Source organism: Ruegeria sp. YKSE079 (assembly GCF_059612845.1).
This window is the reverse complement of record NZ_JBXWRJ010000008.1, coordinates 142,622-162,348: the sequence shown is the minus strand read 5'-3', so window position 1 is coordinate 162,348 and position 19,727 is coordinate 142,622. Positions and strand designations below refer to the sequence as shown.

General features: G+C 58.9%; 21 protein-coding genes. 4 read left to right on the top strand and 17 right to left on the bottom strand.

Annotated elements, in window-relative coordinates; genetic code table 11:
• Positions 1 to 41 precede the first annotated feature (41 nt).
• The 11 genes from AC2FMY_RS09660 to AC2FMY_RS09610 all read right to left on the bottom strand — a co-directional run bounded on the left by AC2FMY_RS09660 (position 42) and on the right by AC2FMY_RS09610 (position 9,027).
• Entirely contained in the window at positions 42 to 1,007 is a 966-nt protein-coding gene (locus AC2FMY_RS09660; protein WP_496747422.1) for an ABC transporter permease, read from the bottom strand.
• The gene (locus tag AC2FMY_RS09655; RefSeq protein WP_496747420.1) at positions 1,007 to 2,101 is read right to left on the bottom strand and encodes an ABC transporter permease; all 1,095 of its coding nucleotides are present in this window, start codon (positions 2,099 to 2,101) and stop codon (positions 1,007 to 1,009) included. Before AC2FMY_RS09655 ends, AC2FMY_RS09660 begins: the two co-directional genes overlap by 1 nt.
• Before the next feature lies 1 nt (position 2,102).
• The gene (locus AC2FMY_RS09650) at positions 2,103 to 3,632 is read right to left on the bottom strand and encodes an ABC transporter ATP-binding protein (RefSeq protein WP_496747418.1); all 1,530 of its coding nucleotides are present in this window, start codon (positions 3,630 to 3,632) and stop codon (positions 2,103 to 2,105) included.
• 91 nt (positions 3,633 to 3,723) lie between these two features.
• The gene (locus AC2FMY_RS09645) at positions 3,724 to 4,722 is read right to left on the bottom strand and encodes a BMP family lipoprotein (protein ID WP_480751732.1); all 999 of its coding nucleotides are present in this window, start codon (positions 4,720 to 4,722) and stop codon (positions 3,724 to 3,726) included.
• A 170-nt stretch (positions 4,723 to 4,892) separates the two neighbouring features.
• Positions 4,893 to 5,174, bottom strand: a complete 282-nt coding sequence (locus AC2FMY_RS09640; protein ID WP_496747416.1) for a GNAT family N-acetyltransferase — start codon at positions 5,172 to 5,174, stop codon at positions 4,893 to 4,895.
• 128 nt (positions 5,175 to 5,302) lie between these two features.
• Positions 5,303 to 5,893 carry a tRNA (adenosine(37)-N6)-threonylcarbamoyltransferase complex dimerization subunit type 1 TsaB gene (gene tsaB / locus AC2FMY_RS09635; RefSeq protein ID WP_496747414.1) on the bottom strand — a complete coding sequence of 197 codons (591 nt, stop codon included), beginning with the start codon at positions 5,891 to 5,893 and terminating at the stop codon, positions 5,303 to 5,305.
• On the bottom strand, positions 5,883 to 6,446 hold the full coding sequence (locus AC2FMY_RS09630) for a NifU family protein (protein WP_480751736.1): 564 nt from the start codon (positions 6,444 to 6,446) through the stop codon (positions 5,883 to 5,885). Before AC2FMY_RS09630 ends, tsaB begins: the two co-directional genes overlap by 11 nt.
• Before the next feature lie 69 nt (positions 6,447 to 6,515).
• The gene (locus tag AC2FMY_RS09625; RefSeq protein WP_496747411.1) at positions 6,516 to 7,109 is read right to left on the bottom strand and encodes a 2-hydroxychromene-2-carboxylate isomerase; all 594 of its coding nucleotides are present in this window, start codon (positions 7,107 to 7,109) and stop codon (positions 6,516 to 6,518) included.
• Positions 7,110 to 7,118: 9 nt separating this feature from the next.
• Positions 7,119 to 7,574 (bottom strand): universal stress protein, encoded by a 456-nt coding sequence (locus tag AC2FMY_RS09620; protein ID WP_480751739.1) that lies wholly within the window; start codon positions 7,572 to 7,574, stop codon positions 7,119 to 7,121.
• 70 nt (positions 7,575 to 7,644) lie between these two features.
• Positions 7,645 to 8,508, bottom strand: a complete 864-nt coding sequence (locus AC2FMY_RS09615) for a branched-chain amino acid aminotransferase (protein ID WP_496747409.1) — start codon at positions 8,506 to 8,508, stop codon at positions 7,645 to 7,647.
• Positions 8,509 to 8,568: 60 nt separating this feature from the next.
• Complete coding sequence (locus AC2FMY_RS09610) at positions 8,569 to 9,027, bottom strand: Lrp/AsnC family transcriptional regulator (protein WP_480751742.1); 459 nt, start codon at positions 9,025 to 9,027, stop codon at positions 8,569 to 8,571.
• 131 nt (positions 9,028 to 9,158) lie between these two features.
• Here AC2FMY_RS09610 and AC2FMY_RS09605 point away from each other — a divergent pair, with 131 nt between their 5' ends.
• The 3 genes from AC2FMY_RS09605 (at position 9,159) to AC2FMY_RS09595 (ending at position 11,515) form a co-directional block, all read left to right on the top strand.
• The gene (locus AC2FMY_RS09605) at positions 9,159 to 10,208 is read left to right on the top strand and encodes a Glu/Leu/Phe/Val family dehydrogenase (RefSeq protein ID WP_496747407.1); all 1,050 of its coding nucleotides are present in this window, start codon (positions 9,159 to 9,161) and stop codon (positions 10,206 to 10,208) included.
• A gap of 186 nt (positions 10,209 to 10,394) precedes the next feature.
• The gene (locus AC2FMY_RS09600; RefSeq protein WP_480751746.1) at positions 10,395 to 10,883 is read left to right on the top strand and encodes a peptidase associated/transthyretin-like domain-containing protein; all 489 of its coding nucleotides are present in this window, start codon (positions 10,395 to 10,397) and stop codon (positions 10,881 to 10,883) included.
• A 29-nt stretch (positions 10,884 to 10,912) separates the two neighbouring features.
• Positions 10,913 to 11,515 carry a ferric reductase-like transmembrane domain-containing protein gene (locus tag AC2FMY_RS09595; protein ID WP_496747406.1) on the top strand — a complete coding sequence of 201 codons (603 nt, stop codon included), beginning with the start codon at positions 10,913 to 10,915 and terminating at the stop codon, positions 11,513 to 11,515.
• Between the two features lie 27 nt (positions 11,516 to 11,542).
• On the opposite strand, the gene trpS is transcribed toward AC2FMY_RS09595, so the two are convergent.
• A complete protein-coding gene (gene trpS, locus AC2FMY_RS09590) occupies positions 11,543 to 12,565 on the bottom strand; it encodes a tryptophan--tRNA ligase (protein WP_480751749.1) in 1,023 nt (340 codons plus the stop codon).
• A gap of 85 nt (positions 12,566 to 12,650) precedes the next feature.
• Between trpS and AC2FMY_RS09585 the strand changes: the two genes are divergently transcribed.
• Complete coding sequence (locus AC2FMY_RS09585; protein ID WP_496748459.1) at positions 12,651 to 13,337, top strand: rhomboid family intramembrane serine protease; 687 nt, start codon at positions 12,651 to 12,653, stop codon at positions 13,335 to 13,337.
• Between the two features lie 15 nt (positions 13,338 to 13,352).
• Here AC2FMY_RS09585 and AC2FMY_RS09580 read toward each other — a convergent pair whose 3' ends face one another.
• The 5 genes from AC2FMY_RS09580 to AC2FMY_RS09560 form a co-directional block, all read right to left on the bottom strand.
• Positions 13,353 to 13,544, bottom strand: a complete 192-nt coding sequence (locus AC2FMY_RS09580; RefSeq protein ID WP_480751753.1) for a YgaP family membrane protein — start codon at positions 13,542 to 13,544, stop codon at positions 13,353 to 13,355.
• A 73-nt stretch (positions 13,545 to 13,617) separates the two neighbouring features.
• On the bottom strand, positions 13,618 to 14,202 hold the full coding sequence (locus AC2FMY_RS09575) for a Crp/Fnr family transcriptional regulator (protein ID WP_496748458.1): 585 nt from the start codon (positions 14,200 to 14,202) through the stop codon (positions 13,618 to 13,620).
• Positions 14,199 to 15,740, bottom strand: a complete 1,542-nt coding sequence (murJ, locus tag AC2FMY_RS09570) for a murein biosynthesis integral membrane protein MurJ (protein ID WP_496748457.1) — start codon at positions 15,738 to 15,740, stop codon at positions 14,199 to 14,201. Before murJ ends, AC2FMY_RS09575 begins: the two co-directional genes overlap by 4 nt.
• On the bottom strand, positions 15,737 to 18,553 hold the full coding sequence (locus AC2FMY_RS09565; protein WP_496748456.1) for a [protein-PII] uridylyltransferase: 2,817 nt from the start codon (positions 18,551 to 18,553) through the stop codon (positions 15,737 to 15,739). Before AC2FMY_RS09565 ends, murJ begins: the two co-directional genes overlap by 4 nt.
• A complete protein-coding gene (locus tag AC2FMY_RS09560) occupies positions 18,513 to 19,685 on the bottom strand; it encodes a penicillin-binding protein activator (protein WP_496807314.1) in 1,173 nt (390 codons plus the stop codon). Before AC2FMY_RS09560 ends, AC2FMY_RS09565 begins: the two co-directional genes overlap by 41 nt.
• Positions 19,686 to 19,727 lie beyond the last annotated feature (42 nt).

Genomic DNA, 19,727 nt, shown 5'->3' with positions numbered 1-19,727 from the left:
CGCAGCGATCAGGACTGATTTACGATCCCGAACTGGCCTTATCAGCGTTCCTTTACATAGGGTTCGCCACCTGCGCGCGGCGGAATGGCCTTGCCGACGAAGCCTGCAAGAATCACGACAGTCAGGATGTAGGGCAGGGCGTCCATGACCTGCACCGGGATCACGATCCCGCCAAGGTCGATATTCTGAAAGCGCAAGGCGATGGCCTGTAACAGGCCGAACAGCAGGCAGGCCCACATTGCATGCCAGGGCCGCCACTTGGCAAAGATCAGCGCGGCGAGTGCGATAAAGCCCCGCCCGGCGGTCATATCCTTGACGAACCCGGCCTGCAGCGCAGTCGCCAGATAGGCCCCGGCAATACCGCAGAGCACACCACAGATTGCCACCGCGGCGTAGCGCAGGCCGACGACCGATACGCCGGCGGTATCAACCGCCGCCGGGTTTTCGCCCACCGCGCGCAGTCGCAGGCCGAAGCGTGTCCGGAAGAGAATCCACCAGGTCGCAGGTACGGCCAGGAAAGCGACATAGACCAGAATGGAATGGCCTGAGAGGAGCTCGGCATAGATCGGTCCGACAACCGGCACATTGGCGATGGCTTCGGCAAAGGGCCAGTTGATGGGTTCAAACCGTCCACCGCCGAACAGAGAGGGCGTGCGCCCGCCCTGTTGGAACCAGTCCTGCGCCACCAGAACAGTCATGCCTGCGGCCAGAAAATTGATCGCCACACCAGAAATCAGCTGATTGCCCCGGAACGTGATCGAGGCCAAACCGTGCAGTCCGGCCAGTACCATGGAAGATGCAATACCCGCCAGCAATCCCAGCCAGACCGAGCCAGAAACCGCAGCCACGGCGGCCGAGAAAAAAGCAGACATCAGCATCTTGCCTTCAAGACCGATGTCAAAGATGCCGGCGCGTTCTGAATAGAGGCCTGCCAGGCAGGCCAGCAGCAGCGGAGTGGACAGTCGAACCGTCGAATCGAGTATCTGGATGATCGTCAAGAAATCCATCAGGCCGATCCTTTCCGCAATCCGAGGAACAGTTTTTCAAGCGGTGCGCGAACCATGTTGTCCAGCGCGCCTGTAAACAGGATTACCAACGCCTGAATGACGACGATCAATTCGCGGGGGATCGATGTCCATAGCGCCAACTCCGCGCCGCCCTGATAGAGAAACCCGAACAGGATCGCAGCCAGGAACACACCAAAGGGGTGCGAGCGGCCCATCAGCGCCACGGCGATACCGATGAAACCCGCGCCTTCTGTTGAATTGAGCACCAGACGCTCGGCCTCACCCATCACGTTGTTGGTCGCCATAAGTCCGGCCAGGGCACCTGAAATCAGCATTGAAACGATTGTGATCCGTACCGGTGAAATTCCGGCATAGAGCGCGCCAGTCTCCGAGTGGCCATAGGCCCGGATTTCATAACCCAGCCGGGTACGCCAGATCAGCGCCCAGACCACGACGCAGGCGATAACTGCGACGATCAGGGAGATATTCGCAGGCGCGGCCTTGGAAAAGTTGATGCCGATCGGGGCCAGCAGTTCATGCAGGGTCGGTAAGTGGACCGCCTCGGGGAACCGTTTTGTCGCCGGGTCCATCGACCCTTCGGGTCGCATCACATTGACCAGCATGTAATTCAGGAAGGCCGCGGCGATGAAGTTGAACATGATCGTTGTGATCACGATGTGGCTGCCCCGCTTTGCCTGCAGATAGGCCGGGATCGCGGCCCATGCGGCGCCAAAGATCATCGAAGCGGCGCAGGCGGCGAGCAATGCGACGGACCAGTGCGGCCAAGGTACATAAAGACACACAAGGGCCACGCCCAGACCGCCCAGCATCGCTTGCCCCTCGCCGCCGATGTTGAACATCCTCGCGTGAAAGGCCACGGCAACCGCAAGGCCGGTGAAGATGAAGTTGGTGGCATAGTAGAGCGTATAGCCCCAGCCATAGGTTGACCCGAGCGCGCCGGAAACCATCAGCTTGACCGCCGCAACAGGGTCTTCGCCGATGCCGAGGATGACAAGGGCCGAAAGGATCGCGGCAAGGATCAGGCTGATCAGAGGGATCAGGACCACATCGGCCCATTTGGGCATCTTTTCCATCTTAAGCGGCCTCCCCGGCGACACCGGCCATCAAAAGGCCAAGTTCTTTTTCATCCGTTTCCTGTGGCAGGCGTTCGCCCATGATGTGCCCGTCAAACATCACCGCGATACGGTCGGAAAGCGAGAAGATCTCCTCCAGTTCGACAGAGACCAGCAAGATGGCTTTGCCCTGGTCGCGCAGGGCGACGATCTGTTTGTGGATGAACTCGATGGCCCCGATATCGACCCCACGCGTCGGTTGCCCGACCAGCAGCAATTCGGGATTGCGCTCGATCTCGCGCGCCACGACGATTTTCTGCTGGTTCCCGCCTGAAAAATTTTTGGCTGCAAGCCAACCGTCAGCGGGACGAACGTCGAATTTCTCGATCTTGCGCTCGGTATCGGCGCGCAGAGCGGCGTTGTCCATGAAAATGCCACGCTGATAGGCCGGGTCGCGGTGATACCCGAAGGCCACGTTTTCCCAGGCGTGAAAATCCATGATCAACCCTTCGCGCTGGCGGTCTTCGGGGACATGCGCGACACCCTGGGCGCGACGTGCTTGCCCATCGGCCCCATGGCCAGACAGCGTCAGTGGTTGGCCATTTAGGCGGATCGTGCCGGTGGCGGGGCGCATACCGCCCAGCACCTCCAGTAACTCGGACTGGCCATTTCCGGCAACGCCCGCGATGCCAAGGATTTCTCCGGCGCGGACGGTCAGATCGATACCCTTCACGCGCTCGACACCAGTTTCGTCGGTGACGCGCAGGTTTTGGATTTCCAGGATCGGTTTGCCGGGCTGCGCCGGTGCCTTGTCTACGCGCAACAAAACTTTGCGGCCAACCATCAGCTCGGCCAGGTGTTCAGGGTTGGTTTCCGATGTTTTGACGGTGGCCGTCATCTCGCCCCGGCGCATCACCGAGACGGTATCGGTCGCCTCCATGATTTCACGCAGCTTGTGGGTGATCAGGATAATGGTTTTTCCTTCTTCCCGAAGGCGGTGGAGAATGCGGAACAGTTGATCAGCCTCGGCCGGAGTCAAAACGCCTGTGGGTTCGTCTAGAATCAGGATTTCCGCCTTGCGATAGAGCGCTTTGAGGATTTCCACCCGCTGTTGCATGCCAACGCCGATCTCGTCGATGCGTTTGTCGGGGTCGACGAACAAATCGTACTCTTCCTCAAGCGCTTTCAGCTCTTTTCGCGCCTTGGCCAGAGAAGGGGCCAAAAGCCCGCCATCTTCGGCGCCCAAAACGATGTTCTCCAGAACGGTAAAGTTCTCGACCAGTTTGAAATGCTGGAACACCATCCCGATGCCCGCGGCGATGGCGGCCTGGCTGTCGGGGATCTCGGTTTTTCGTCCGTTGATCCAGATCTCGCCTTTGTCGGCTTTGTAGAAGCCGTAAAGAATACTCATCAGCGTGGACTTGCCTGCGCCGTTTTCTCCGATGATCCCGTGGATCGTTCCGGGGGTGACGCTAATGGAAATGTCCTTGTTCGCCTGGACCGGCCCAAAGGCCTTGGATATCCCTTTGAGCTCGATTGCGGGGGCGGTCATATCTTGTCCTCATGGCCAAAAGGGCCGTTTGCCAGCCTGGGCTGACAAACGGGAATTTGGGAGCAGGGCAAAGGGGCTGCCCTGCCTTGGATCAGAAGCTCAATGCAGGGCAGCTGTCGTTTTCGTAATAGCTGACCACGCTCACGTTTCCGTCGATGATATCCTGACGAGCTTTGTCAACCGCGGCTTTCATCTCGCCGGAAACGAGCGGAGCATTGTTGTCATCCATCGCGTATCCAACACCCTCGTCGGCCAGACCCATGGTGAAAACACCGGTTTCAACGTCGGCACCGGCTTTCATCGCGTCATAAACGGCGACGTCAACGCGCTTGAGCATCGAGGTAAGCACCTTGCCCGGGTGCAGGTGGTTCTGGTTGCTGTCCACGCCGATCGACAGGATACCTTCGTCGGCGGCGGTTTGCAGAACGCCAACGCCAGTACCGCCAGCGGCCGCGTAGATCACGTCGGCCCCCTGGCTGATCTGCGCCTTGGTCAGTTCAGAGCCTTTGACCGGGTCGTTCCATGCCGCCGGAGTGGTGCCTGTCATGTTCGCCACGATCTTGATGTCGGGATTTACGGCCTTGGCGCCCTGCGCATAGCCGCAGCCAAAGTGACGGATCAGCGGGATGTCCATGCCACCCACGAACCCGACGGTTCCCGACTTCGAGGCCATGGCCGCCATCATCCCGACCAGATACGATCCTTCGTGCTCGGCAAAACTTACCTGACGGATATTCGGCGCATCCAGCCAGTTCACGTCGACAGCGACAAACTTAGTGTCGGGATAGTCGGGCGCCACGGCTGCCAGCGGATCGGCCATTGCAAAACCCATTGTGATTACCGGGTTGGCACCCGCTTCGGCAAAGCGGCGCAGGGCTTGTTCGCGCTGGGCTTCGGACTGAAGCTCAATCTCGCGGAAACTACCGCCGGTTTCCTCGGCCCAACGCTGGGCACCGTTGAACGCGGCCTCGTTGAACGATTTGTCGAATTTTCCGCCCAGATCGAAAATCAGGGCCGGTTCGGCGAGCGCGGCGCCTGCGGTCATGGCGACGGCGGCCGCTGCACCCATCAAGGATTTCATGAGGGTCATATGTTACTCCCGTTGTTTTGTTATCGGTCCGAGGTTGGGAATTTCCCGAAGCCTCGCACAAAGCGAGCAGAACTGCTGTGGTGCTGGCAATTAAGGCCGTTTGCAGCGGCGCTGGTCAACCGCTTTTTCACTGATTTTTGACCATATGGTCTGAAATCACCCCCTTGCCGCTAGGGCAGGTCACGCTGCATCAGCATCGCGTCGGCGTTCTCGCTGTTTTCGCGTCGGTAGTACCCCCGACGCATGCCGCAGATGGAATAACCGCAGAGGTTGTAGAGTGCAATGGCCGGAGTGTTGTCAGCGGCAACATCCAGAAAGGCGCGAGTTGCTCCCAGAATTGCCGCTTGCTTGTGCCAATGCTTCATGCAGGCCAAGGCTAGATGTTGACGTTGGTGTTCCGGGTGGGTCGCAATGGTCAGCAGTTCGGCCTCGCCTGCGATTACCTGATACAATGCGAAACACCGTTTGTCACCAATGGTATGCGTGAAGGGATTGGTAAGTAGACTTGCGAATTCCCCTGCACTCCACGGTCGGGATTGTGTGAACGCCGCCGCGTGAGTCGCGGCCATCTGCTCGGGTGTCATCCGTCCAGCAAAATCGGTGGCACATCGCTGGACGGCGCCGCGTCGGCCGGTCGAATGTACAGCGGTGCGGGTGGTAGTGTGCTGCTTTCCCATCGGGTGGCCGCGATGCGGGCGATGCCTTCGGCGACGATGGCAGGAGAAACCTCGGAAAATAATGGGCCGTACGAAATAGCGTCGTCACGCGGCATCAATGCCGGGTGAGAGCCTGTGGGATGTAGATAGACCTGATCACGCGGGGCCGGGATGGCTACCAGATGCCCTTCGGGCGCGCTGGACGCATGAGATTCGAAGCCTGAAACGCCAACTGCGGGTATGCCCAACCCCAGCGAAAGGCCGCGTGCGGCGGATACCGATATTCGAATACCCGTGAAATTTCCGGGCCCGATGCCCACGCCAATGGCCGTCAGATCGCGCCATTTCGCGTTATTTTGCCAGAGAAGCTCCTCCAGTAGCGGCATCAGCCGTTCGGCTTGGCCGCGCGTCATGGCCTCGGCAGTAGAAGCGATGATGTTTGATCCCTGCAACAAAGCGGCCGCGCAATGCGCGGCCGATGTGTCAAAACCGAGGATCAGGCGATCAGACGGCAACAGGCCGAACCTCGGTCACTTCGGGAATGTAGTGGCGCAACAGGTTTTCGATTCCCATCTTCAGTGTCAAGGTGGACGACGGGCATCCCGCACAGGCGCCTTGCATGTGCAGATAGACAACGCCCCGATCGAACCCGTGGAATGTTATGTCCCCACCATCTTGCGCAACGGCAGGTCGAACTCGGCTGTCCAGCAATTCCTTGATTTGGTTGACGACCTCGGCATCTTCGCCATCGTGATCGGCATGGCCCGAGGCGGTAGAGGCATCGGCGCCCATCACCGGCTGACCTGATTGATAGTGTTCCATCACCGCGCCCAGTATCGCGGGTTTGATGTGATCCCATTCAATCCCGTCTGCCTTGGTGACGGTTACGAAATCGTTGCCGAAAAACACGCCGGTGACGCCATTCACCGAGAATATCCGCGCCGCAAGCGGGGATTTCAATGCTGCGTCAGCTGTAGGAAAATCGGCAGTTCCCGCTTCCAGAACCGTCTGGCCGGGCAGGAATTTCAGGGTCGCCGGATTCGGGGTCGATTCGGTCTGGATGAACATGGCAGCACTCCGTTTCGCTTGGCATTGATATGCGGGCAGAACCAAGGGAAGTCAATATTTGGAACGATTCTAAAAGGTGGCGGCATGTGCAAGCGCCTGATCCAGCCGATCATCACCCCAATATAGCTCATCCTCGACTATAAAGCTGGGTGCACCGAAGATGCCAAGCGTTTTGGCCTTGGCGACCTGTTCAAACAAAGTCGACTTAATCTCGGGTGACGTGCTCCGCTCCAGCAGGGTGTCCGGCAAATCCGCCGCAGCAAGGCAAGCGGTCAGAACAGAAGGTTTTGAGATATCCTGCCCAATTCCGAACTCGGCGTCGAATACGGCCCGAACAAACGGACCTGCCTTGCCCAATTCCCGGGCTGCCAATGCGATGCGAGCAGCAGCCAGCCCATTTTGCGGGAAGGGATCAGGTCGCACAAATGGTAACTCGCGCGTCGCGCTCAGGCGCTCCAGATCCCGCCACATATAGCGGCCTTTGGCGGGATACAGGTTGAAGGGCGAATTGTCCCATCCCTGTTCGGCAAAAATCGGACCCAAAAGAAACGGCTGCCAATCCACTGCTACGTCGTGCTTGGCCGCCGCCTCTACGATTCGCATGGCGCTGAGATAGGAGTATGTCGAGGCGAACTCGAACCAGAATTGAATGCGCCTCTTCATCCGCTTGCCTCAGGTGATTTCTTCGAGCTTCTCCTTGCTCAGATCGCCCGGAACGATGGTGATTGGGATTGGCAGGCTTCCAGAATTACGGGTCAGTTGCGTGACCAGTGGACCGGGGCCTTTCTTGTCGGTCCCGGCACCCAGAACCAGAACGCCGATTTCCGGATCAGTCTGTACATGTTCAATGATTTCCGGCACCGCCTCGCCTTCGCGGATTGCCAGTTCCGGTTCAATCCCCTGCTTGTCCCGCATCCATTTGGCGAACACTTCGAAATGCGCATGGATACGCTCGCGCGCTTCTTCGCGCATCACCTCACCTACACCGATCCAGTGGTTGAATTCGTCTGGCGGTATGACCGACAGAATTGTCACGCCACCACCGGTGTGCGCCGCACGCATTGCGGCAAAGCGCATGGCGTTCAGACATTCGCGACTGTCATCCAGGACGACAAGGAACTTACGCATGTATTACCTTTCAGTTTGCGGCGATCATGCCGCAGCAAAGAGCAAGTGGCAACTGACAGCGTTCAAGCAATCACCCGTTTGACGCGGCCCAGTCCCAATACAACTCGCGTGTTCGACGGGCGATAGGTCCAACTTGGAATTGTGTTTCGTCCAGTGCAGTGACCGGCGTGACCTTGTTCATGTTGCCGGACATGAACACTTCGTCCGCCTCGTGGAAATCGGCAAAAGTCAGAACCTTTTCATGCACTGTCACCCCATCGGCGCGAAGGTTTTTCATATGTCGCGCACGAGTGATCCCAGCCAGAAAAGTGCCGTTGGCGATGGGAGTAAACACCTCGCCATCCTTGACCATGAAGATGTTTGCCGTTGCCGTTTCGGCCACGTTGCCCATTGCATCAGCCACTAAAGCGTTGGAAAACCCTTTTGACCGCGCCTCGCGAACCATGCGGGCGTTGTTGGGATAAAGGCACCCGGCCTTGGCGTTGACAACGGCATCCTCCAATACCGGGCGGCGGAAACGGGTCTTCGTCAGTGTCGCCGCAGCCGTTGCAGGCGCCATGGGGATTTCTTCGAGGCACACGGCAAAAGCAGTGCTGTCCTCTTTGGGGGCAATGGTCGAGGTATCACCATCAATCGCCCAATACATAGGCCGGATATAGACCGCCTTGTCGGGGCCATAGGGTTTTAGTCCCTCACGGATGATTTGAACCATGTCCTCGACACTTACCGAGGGCGTGAGCATCAGCGCCTCGGCCGAGCGATTGGTGCGGGCACAATGGGCATCCAGATCAGGAGCCAACCCATCGAAATACCGCGCCCCGTCGAATACTGAAGAGCCCAGCCAGGCCCCGTGATCGGCTGCATGCATGATCGGAGTGTTTCCGTCATGCCAGGTGCCATTGAAATATGTGCGGATATTGGTGCCGGCGGCCATCTCTCACTCCCTCGTTTGCGCGAAAGGTAGGGCGGAGTGGGTCAGGGGTCCAGACCTTTTTCAGATCACCATGGGCAGAACCTCACGTTTGACCATGGTTCGCAACGCGAAATTTGACCGTAAATTTCTGATGCCCGGAATCTGCATCAAGCGATTTTCAAGAAAAGCGTCGAAGGCCGACAGATCGGCGGCGACCACCCGCAGCAGGATATCTCGCGACCCGGTCATGAGGTAACATTCCATCACCTCTTCGCAGCGCCGGATCGCGCGTTCGAACGCATCGATGGCCGCCCTGTCCTGTTTGTCCAGCTCAACCGAAACGAATATCGACACCCCCAGCCCGAGTTTTGCCGGATCGACCTGGGCGGCATAACCGGTGATGACTTTGTCCTTCTGAAGTCGTTCCAGTCGCCTTGCGCAGGGCGTTGCTGACAGTCCGATGGTCTCCGCAAGCTCGGTGACGGTTATTCGTCCGTCGCGCTGCAAGGCGCGTACGATTCTGCGATCTATCTCGTCCATTTAGTGAATCCACCCAAAAATTATTTACTCTGTAGGTGAAATCGCTAACACAGCGTTTGTCGACAGGCAATCTTGGTGAAAATCGCTCCAAACTCCGTGCGATGACTCGATAAGATCATTGGAGACGACAAATGAAGATTGTTGCGGTTGATGTGCCTGATCATGAGCAGGTCATCCAATTTGAAGACACGGAAGTTGGCCTCAAAGGATTCATTGCAATACACTCCACGCAACTTGGTCCCGCTGCGGGTGGCGTGAGAATGCGCCCCTACGGCCATCCGACAGAGGCGCTGAATGATGCCTTGCGCCTGTCGCGCGGTATGACGTTCAAGAATGCCGCGGCCGATCTTCCCCTGGGCGGGGGCAAGGCCGTCATCCTCGGCGACCCCACCATAGACAAGACACCCGAACTGATGCAGGCTTTTGGCCGCGCGGTGCAAAGCCTTGAGGGCTGCTATTGGACCGCCGAGGATATGGGCATGACACCCGCCGACATGGCGATGATCGGGACCGAAACGCGCTTTGTTGCAGGGCTCGCCGATGGCGAGTTTGCCAGCGGCGATCCTTCTCCGATCACCGCGCGCGGGATTTTCAACGCGATCCGGACGACAGCCCGGCACCGGTTCGGATCGTCTGATTTGACTGGCAAGACGGTTTCGGTACAGGGGCTGGGACATGTAGGTCACCATCTGTGCAAGCTGCTGACCGACGCTGGCGCCGGGTTGATCGTTACCGATATTGATGCGCAACAGGTGGCGCGCGTGGCCGAAGAGTTCGCGGCCCAACCGGTAAAGCCAGACGCGGTCTATGAGGCAGAGGCCGACATTTTCGCCCCCTGCGCTATCGGGGCAATCCTGAACGATGCCAGTATTCCGCTGCTCAAGGTTGGCGCGGTGGCAGGTGGGGCCAACAACCAGTTGGCAACCGAAGCCGATGCGCAGCGCCTGCATGACCGCGGCATTCTCTACGCGCCCGATTTTGTGACCAACGGTGGTGGAATCATCAACGTGGCGACGGAAATCCTGCAGATTGCCAATCGAACGGATTGGGTCGCAGGCAAGCTGGAAGCGCTGGATCGGACGATGGACCGGATTTTGACTCGTGCGGTCAATCAATCGGTTAGCCCCAATGATGTGGCCGAAGCCATCGTCCACGAGATCCTGCACCAGAAGGCGGCCTGAGACGCGCTGGGTCACTCGATAAAAAAATGGCAGAGTACGCTCACGAAACGTTGATTGTGCTTTGCCATGTCTCTCCGTGTCCTGTTCCCGGAAACACTTCAGGTATGTTATGATTGGAGGAAGTACGGATGCGACCGGTCCCATCAGGCTGACCGTGTGTCTGTCCGTTGGACAGGAGACCAACACATGCAGACTTCTTTCTTCACCCGCCGTTCCCTTCTTGTCACGGGCGGCGCCCTTGTGGCGACCGGTGTGTCGGGCCATCTGGTTCCTGCCCGCGCCCAAGATCTTGCGCCTACGCCCTCGATGCGAGGTGGGGCCAACAATTATCTGCCGGGAGCTCCGATCGTGGAAAGGATCGGGGGCGGCGGGTTCTGGATGACAGGGACGGTGCGACGCGCCGGGGATGGTGCGCCGCTCGCCGGGCAAAGAATCCAGATCTGGGCGCATACGACCGAAGGGCACGAGCGTGAACCGCACAGTCACGGAGCCACGCTCACTGACGAACGTGGGGTTTTCCAGTTGGAAATGCCGCAGATCGTCCCCGCCTTCGGTCAGCCGCATGGCCATCTCGCTTATGACAGCGGCGAATTCGACACGGTATTCCTGCGCCCCATCATGCGCAGCGCAAACGACACCAGCCTTATTGCGCATTTCGTGCTTCGGCCTGTCTGATCGCGGTGGCGTTCACTGGGGCAGGTCGATTGCGCGTGATCCTGATCTGGAGTGCGCTCGCGATTGTACTCATCGTGCCGGTCGCCGCCGCAGCGATGAGCCCGCTGCTGGCCTGGCGCAATCCGGTTTACATCATGGCAGGGTTTGCTGGCGTTGTTGCGATGAGTCTTTTGCTTGTACAGCCCCTTCTGGCAGGCGGGTTATTGCCAGGGCTCTCCACTTACCGCAGCCGACGCGTGCATCGCGGGGTTGGCATCTGTCTGGCCGCCGCGGTGGTGGTTCATGTTGTCGGTCTCTGGATCACCAGCCCGCCGGATGTAGTCGACGCACTGCTGTTCGTGTCACCGACGCCGTTCTCGTTCTGGGGTGTCATCGCGATGTGGGCCGTGTTCGCTTCGGTGCTTCTGCCAGCACTCCGTCGGCGCCTGAAATGGCGTAACTGGAGACGCGGCCACACTGCCTGTGCGGCGGTGATTGTCGTCGGCGGCATTGTTCACGCCCTGATGATCCAGGGAACGATGGAGACGCTGTCCAAGGCCGTGCTGAGCGCGTTGGTTCTTGCCGCGACGGTCAAGACGTTCTCGGATCTGCGGGTCTGGTCAACCCGCGCCCGCCACCGCGCAAAAGACTGAAGCGGGGCGGTTCGCATGGCGTCTTCGTTACGTAGCGCCGACCATCCCGACAATTTCATAGGTCTTTCGCAGAATTGGCACGGAAATTTCGCGAGCTCGCTCTGCTCCACGTGCGAGAATCCGGTCAATCTCGGCCTGATCGTCCATCAACCGGGCCATTTCGCCCGAAATGGGGGCAAGCTTGGCAACTGCCAGATCAGCCAGCATCGGTTTGAATTCGCCAAACTGTTTGCCGCCTACCTCGGTCAGAACCTGATCAATGCTTTGATCGGCAAGCGCGGCAAAAATGTTGACCAGATTTCGCGCCTCTGGCCGCTCTTCCAGCCCCTTTGCTTCGGACGGCAGAGCATCGGGATCGGTTTTGGCTTTGCGGATCTTCCTGGCGATGGCGTCGGCGTCATCAGTCATGTTGATCCGGCTCATGTCAGAGGGGTCAGACTTTGACATCTTCTTGGACCCGTCACGCAGACTCATGACGCGGGTCGCGGCGCCCTCGATCACTGGTTCGGTGACGGGAAAGAAATCGGTGCCATAGTCGTTGTTGAACTTGATTGCGATGTCGCGGGTCAGTTCCAGATGCTGTTTCTGATCCTCACCCACCGGCACATGGGTGGCATGATAGATCAGGATGTCGGCGGCCATCAGCGAAGGATAGGCAAAGAGACCCAGCGAGGCGTTCTGCTGGTTCTTGCCAGCCTTGTCCTTCCATTGTGTCATCCGTTGCATCCAGCCCATTCGGGCGACGCAATTGAAAATCCACGCCAATTGGGCATGCTCGGGTACCTGGCTTTGATTGAACAGGATGGATTGTTCAGGATCGATGCCCGCGGCGATGAACCCTGCACACAGTTCACGCGTGTTGTGTGCAAGCGCTGCGGGGTCCTGCCAGACGGTGATCGCGTGCAGGTCGACCATGCAATAGATGGTTTCGAACTCTGGCCCCTGCATGTCCACAAAGCGTTTCATCGCGCCAAGGTAATTGCCAAGCGTCAGCCCGCCCGAGGGCTGGATGCCGGAAAACACCCGCGGCGTGAACTTTGTCTTGGTCATGGAAGAGAACTCCCGTCTGGAAAAATCGGCTTCCGTCGCTTACCCATGAGGTCAAGGGACGTCAACAGCCGCGAAAGGCCAGCCCATGAGCAGTGACCATTACACCCCAGCAGTAAACCCGTTGCCGCCCGTGGTGGTGGCGCTGGTTCTGTTCATCATGGGGGTCGAACTGAGTTTTACGGTTGGTGCGCGCGGGCTGGTCGGCGGGCCAGAAGCGGTTGGCTGGCGATTGGCGGCGATTCAGTCCTATGCATTCTCCGCCGATATCTTTGATTGGATGGTCGAGACTGGGCGCTGGCCGATCGAGCATGTGATCCGATTTGTCACTTACCCCTTTGTCCATGGCAGTTTCACACAGGCGGTATTTGTGTGTGTCTTCGTCCTGGCAATGGGCAAGATGGTCGGTGAGGTATTCGGCAGCGTGGCGATGATCCTGATCTTTGTTCTTTCGGGCATCGGAGGTGCGCTGGCCTATGCCATATTCCTCGATCCGCGCTACCCATTGATCGGTGGGTTTCCCGCCGTCTACGGCTTGATCGGGGCATTCACCTGGCTTTTGTGGCGCAAGCTGTCGTTGGTGGGCGCTAATCAGGCGCGCGCCTTCAGCCTTATTGCGGTGCTGATGGGGTTGCAACTGCTGTTCGGCCTGCTCTTTGGCGGCACCGGGGACTGGGTCGCCGATCTGGGTGGGTTTGCCACAGGATTCGGTTTGTCGTTCTTTCTGGCACCGGGTGGATGGGCGCGGATTGTCAGTCGTTTGCGCCGGGACTGACCCGGCGCAAAGATCTTATTTCTTCATGGGACAGGTGTTGAGACCCAAGATGTGATACAGCGGGCAATACCCGAATACACCTGTCACCAATGGGATGATCCCGATCAGACCCCACATGCTTTGCGGGCCGATGACGGTGAGTGACAGAAGGACGAGGCCCAGCAGAACACGGGCGGCGCGATCAAAGGTTCCTTCGTTGCGGATCATGATGATTCTCCGAAATCAGATGTAGTTGATGGGTCCGTTATGATCCCATTTCGGAACCTGGTCGGTGACAGTGTCACCGTTCTTCGGCGGTAAGTCGCTCCAATCCGGCTGTGTCCAGTATTGTGACCTTCCCGCGTGCCAATTCGACCAGACCGAGGCGGGCAAATTCCGCTAGACGGCGGCTGACAAAGGCCCGACCCGAGGCGGTTTCGGTGGCCAGCGCCTCATGCGTGGCCTGTACCACCCCTTCTTTTGCAAGCCGCAACAGGACGCGGGCGAGCCGGGCGTCAAAACCGGTCAGGGCGACCTCTTCGACAAGCTGTTCGAAATCGGCAAAACGGCGGGCGACGGCAGTCAGGACCTCGGTTCGAAAACCTTCATCCGAGGCCATGGCCGAACGAAAGGCCGCATGAGGGATGATTTCGCCTTTGACCGCCGTTTCGGCCACTCCTTCGGCAGAATAACTGCGGCCCTCGGTGAGGCAGGCGAAGGTTTGCAGGCAGACATCACCGGGATTCACACGATAAAGGACAACTTCGCGACCATTCGGGGCCGTCAGTGTTACCCGGATCGTACCTTGGGCCAGCCGAACAAATCCTGGACACTCTTGACCTGGGCGGAACACAACGGTGCCTGCGGGAAGGTCGAGCTTGCTCATGACCTGCGCATCGCCCGTTTGAATTCGGACATACGGAAGGCGCCGAGTGCCTGGCCCGAACCGAAATAGACGACTGCGGCGATGGCAATTAAACCTAGCAAAGCCATGTATCTCCAGCTTGGCACGGCAAAAATCCAGTCGAACAGCGATACGATGGCAATCAGTACAAAACCCATAATCGCGGATGCTGCGGCAATCCGCCAGGCGCGCTTGCGGAACCGGTCGTCGAACCGCGCGACCTCACCCATGCGGCGTGCACCCAAGGAAAGTTGTAGAACCATGACCCAGCCGGCAACCGAGGTCGCAATCGCCGGGGCGATCCAACCGATGACCGGGTAGAGGCCAAACGCGAGCGTGGCGTTGATCACCATCGCGACGACCGCATAACGAAAAGGCGATTTGGTGTCTTCGCGGGCGAAGAAGAGCGGTTGCAGCAGTTTCTGCAGCATGAAGGCTGGCAAACCTAATCCGTAGATGGCAACGGCGAGGGCGGTGGCGGCGCTGTCTTCGGCACTGAAATGGCCGCGTTGGAACAGGACCGAGACGAGAGGCAGCGGAATGACCACCAATGCAACGGTGGAGGGAAGTGTCAGGAGCATTGAAAACTCCCCAGCACGCGAAAACGCATCGCGTGCTCCGATATCGTCCCCGGCCCTCAATCGGCGTGACAGATCGGGAAGCAACACGATCCCGACAGCAATGCCCACGACCCCGAGCGGGAGTTGGTACAAACGATCGGCCGCAAATAGCCAGCTCACCGCCTTTTCGGTTTTTGACGCCACCAGTTGCCCGACAACAAGGTTCACCTGGGTTACGCCCATCGCCAACGCAGCGGGCAGTGCAATGCGCACCATATGGCGCATCTCGGGGGAAAGGCGGGGCAGGCCGGGTCGGATGCTGATTCCCGCGCGCTCTGTCGCAACCCAGACAAGTGTCAATTGCGCGATACCCGCAAGAGGGATCACCCAGATCAACCAGTTGATGACATCGCCACCAAGAACGGCGCCCAAAATCATTGCCGCACAGGCAAAGATGTTCAGCAGGACGGGGGCTGCGGCGGCAGCGGCAAACCGACCGGTGGCGTTCAGCACTCCGGAAAACAGCGCTGCCAGCGACATGAACAGGATATAGGGAAAGACGACATATCCATAGCCGACGGCCAGCTCGAAACGTTCGTCTCCATAGAAACCTTCGGCCGTGACCCAGACCAGAGCCGGCATGAAAATCATCGCCAGCCCAACCAGCGCCAGAACCGCCGCGCCCAGCAGGTTGAACGCGGCCCGTGCAAAACTTTCGGCGTCTTCGCCACCTTCCAACCGCTTCGAGAACATAGGCACGAAAGCTGCATTGAACGCGCCTTCGGCGAAAAAACGGCGGAACATGTTGGGTAGGCGGAACGCGGCGACAAAGGCGTCCATCACCGGGCCGGGGCCAATATAGGCGGCCAACAGAATTTCCCTGAGAAACCCCAAAATTCGACTGGCGAGGGTCCAGAACCCGACCGTGAACAGCCCCGAAAGCAGTCTGATGGGCTTCATGACGCGGCCCGCTCAGCGCCTTCGGTGATCGCCTTGCGCAGCTTGGATTCAAGTCCACGCTGCTTGCTGTCCGAGTAGTACTTCAGACCAAACATGTCCTTGACATAGAACGTGTCGACCACCTGTTCCCCATATGTGGCAATGACTGCATTTGCTATATAGACATTCGCGGCAGCCAGAGTGCGCGCCAGATCATAAAGCAGCCCGGGCCGGTCGCGTGTGTCCACTTCGATGATCGTGTAAATTTCTGACCCATCATTGTCGAAAGTGATGTGTGTGGGCACATTGAACGCTTTTTCGCGCTTCTTGATCTTATCACGCGACTTAAAGGCATCCCGAGCCACCACTTCGCCTTTCAGCGTCTTGTGGATCATCTGGGTGAGGCGAGGAAGGCGCGAGGCTTCGAACGGATGGCCTTCTGCATCCTGTATCCAGAAGGCATCGGTCACATAGCCGTCCTTGGTGGTATAGCTTCGGGCATCGACCACATTGGCGCCGGCCAAGGCAAGTGCACCGGCAATGCGGGCAAAAATGCCAGGATGATCGCCCATCGCGAAACAGGCACGGGTGGCGTCGCGATCCTCGTCTGGTTGCAGCCGGATTTCCATCGCGCCTTCATCGCCGCTTTCGTCCAGAACCCGCAGCATGTCTGCGAATTCGATGTGGGTCGACAAGTTCAGACCCTGCCAATAGGGGTCATAGTGGCGCCCGGTCTCGGTTTTGAGATCAACCTTGGACCACTCCTCCAGCGCCTCGCGCAGAGCCTTCTTGGCCTCCGCGCCCCGATTGGCACGGTTGAGATCCTCCATCCCGGTTTCCAATGCCCGTTTGGTTTCCTTGTGGAGCGCCCTGAGCAGCGTGGCTTTCCAGTTGTTCCAGGTGGTCGGCCCGACACCGCGAATATCGCAGACGGTCAGAACCGTCAGCAAGTCCAGCCGCTTGACGGTCTGCACTGCCTTGGCAAAATCCCGGACGGTACGCGGGTCGGAAATGTCGCGCTTTTGTGCCATGTCGGACATCAGCAGGTGATACCGCACCAACCATTCGACAGTTTCACTGTCGGATTTGTTAAGCCCCAGCCGCGGTGCTACCTTGCGGGCGATCTTGGCGCCCAGGATCGAATGATCTTCAGGCCGCCCCTTGGCGATATCGTGCAGCAGCAAGGCGACATACAGAACCTTGCGGTTGACCCCGCGTTTGAGGATGGATGAGGCGAGCGGCAATTCCTCGATCAACTCTCCGCGCTCGATCTGGGCAAGGTTGACGATGGTCTGGATCGTATGCTCGTCCACCGTATAGCTGTGATACATGTTGAACTGCATCATAGCGACAATGGGCTCGAATTCCGGCAGAAAGGCCGTGAGCACCCCCAGTTCGTTCATGCGCCTGAGGGCACGTTCGGGATTGCCATGTTTGAGCATCAGATCAAGGAAAATGCGTTGCGCATCCTTGTCGTTGCGCATGTCTTCGTCAATCAGGTCAAGGTTTGCTGTCACCAGCCGCATCGCATCGGGGTGGATCAGCATACCCGTCCGCAAGCCTTCCTCGAAGAGGCGCAGAAGGTTCATCTTGTCGGCCAGAAATTTCTTGGGATCGACAACGGCCAGCCGCCCATGCACCACCTTGTAGCCTGCTTTCAGCCTGCGGCGGCGGCGGAAAATGCGTTGCAGCAAGGGGGCACTTTTCATGTGCGCCGCTTCCAGCTTGGTCAGGAAGATTCGGGTCAGTTCGCCAACGCGTGTCGCCTCGCGGAAGTACTTCTGCATGAAAATCTCAACACCGCGCCGACCGGCCCGGTCCTTGTATCCCATGCGTTCCGCCACCTCGACCTGCATATCAAAGGTCAGCTGTTCGGTGGCCCGTCCGGTGACCAGATGCAGATGTGAGCGGACGGCCCAAAGAAACTCTTCGGCCTGCACAAACGTGTTGAATTCGTCCTTGGTGAACAGGCCCAGCGGTACCAGTTCCGCCACATCTTGAACATCATAGACATACTTGGCGATCCAATAGAGCGATTGCAGGTCACGCAGGCCGCCTTTGCCTTCCTTGACGTTGGGTTCGACCATGTAACGCTCACCCTGTTTGTGGTGGCGCTCGTCACGCTCGTTCAGTTTGGCTTCGATAAACTCGCCTTCTGATCCTTTGAACAGGTCGGCGTGAAGGCGTTTGTTCAGCTCTTTCGCCAACGCCTGGTCCCCAACCAGAAACCGATGCTCCAGCATTGCCGTGCGGATGGTGAAATCGTCGGTGCCAAGTCGCAGGCAATCCTTGATCGTCCGCGAAGAATGTCCGACCTTCAGCCGTAAATCCCATAGCATGTATAGCATGGATTCGATCACGCTTTCGGCCCAGGCCGTGATTTTGTACGGTGTCAGGAACAGCAGATCGACGTCTGAAAAGGGTGCCATCTCGCCACGGCCATAACCACCGACGGCCAGAACCGCGATGCGTTCGCCGCGCGTCGGATTGGCCAGCGGGTGCAGGATTTCACCGGCGACGTGCAAGGCCGTGTGGACCAGTCCGTCCGTCAGATAGGTGTACGCCCGAGTGAGCGGTCGCGCAGCAAAGGGTTGCGCGGAAAAGGCCTCGGCAATCGCGGCGCGGCCGGATTTCTGAACCCCGCGCAGGATTTTCACGACCTCTGTTCGCAAGGTCGCGTTGTCGCTGCACGTCTCACGCAATTCCGCGATGCGGGTGCGCACCGCACTGTGGTCGAAAATTGCTTCGGGCGCGCAGATCAGCTCGTCACCGGGTCTGGGATAGGTGGCCGGATCAGAAGCCGGCGCCAGAGAAGCTTGTTGGGGCAGGGTCAATCACAACCACCTGTTTGTTCTGGATCGTGGCAACGGCCAGTCCGCGTTCATTAGTTCCGTCGGGGCGCAAGCGGAAAATACCGCCCACACCTTGAAAGCCCGCGCCTTGCGTCAGCGCGGCCCCTGTCAATGCATCCGATTTGCCAGCACTGACCAGTGCGCCGATTGCCGCGATGCCGTCATAGGCAAGCCCGCCAATAGGGTGCGGGGCGCCGCCATAAGTTGCTTGATAGCGCGAGTTGAACGCCTGTGCCTTGGCAGGGTCGGGCAGGGCGAACCAGCCCCCCTGAACACCCGGCAGTTCCAGTGTCTGCGCCGGTATATCCCAGCGCGTCAGACCGATGAATTGAGTGGTTGCCGGTGAAACGCCTGCTTCGGGCAGCAATTGGCTATACAGCGGCAAGGCACCAGCCGTAGTTGCGGTCAGGAAAATCGAATCCGCGCCAGAGGCATCCACAGTCGACTTGATTGTCGGGACCGAGTTGATGACTCCCTGTTGCGAGCGTTCATAACTGATATCGCCCGCTTTGCGCACACTGGTGCGGCTGATCGCGCGGTCTATGGCGGCCTTGCCGACCTGCCCCGCCTCGTCATTGCTGTAGACGACGACCATGTTGGTCTTGCCTTGACGTGCCGCATAAGTGGTCAGGCGGTTGGCGGTGTTGTCAAAGGTCGGACCAAGAACAAAGACATTGCCGCCGGCGATGTTGGTGTTGTTCGAAAACGACAGCACATTAACATTGTCGTTCAAAACGGCCAGCCCCGCCGCGTTTGCAGCTTGGGCATAAACCGGGCCGAGGATGATCTTGGCCCCGTCATCCACCGCTTGCTGCGCCACAGCGGCTGCCGTGGTGGCGTTGCCCGCAGTGTCGTAAACGCGCAGGTCGATCTGGACATTCTGCAAATCCGCGATTGCCAGCCGCGCCGAGTTTTCAAGGCTTTGCGCCAGAACCGCGTCGCCCGATTGCGGCGAACCACGCGGCACCAGCAGCGCGACCGGCACAGGTTTCGAAGTGTTGATCGACGGGCCGCCGCCGGTGGCGACCGGGTCACAGGCCGACAGGAATCCGGCCGCGGCGAGGGCCATTGCGGACAAGGCCAGTTTGCGGGCAGGCTTGCAAAGGCTGAACATCTAAATCAAAACTCCCTGATCTGGCGGTCTGAGATGCCGCCT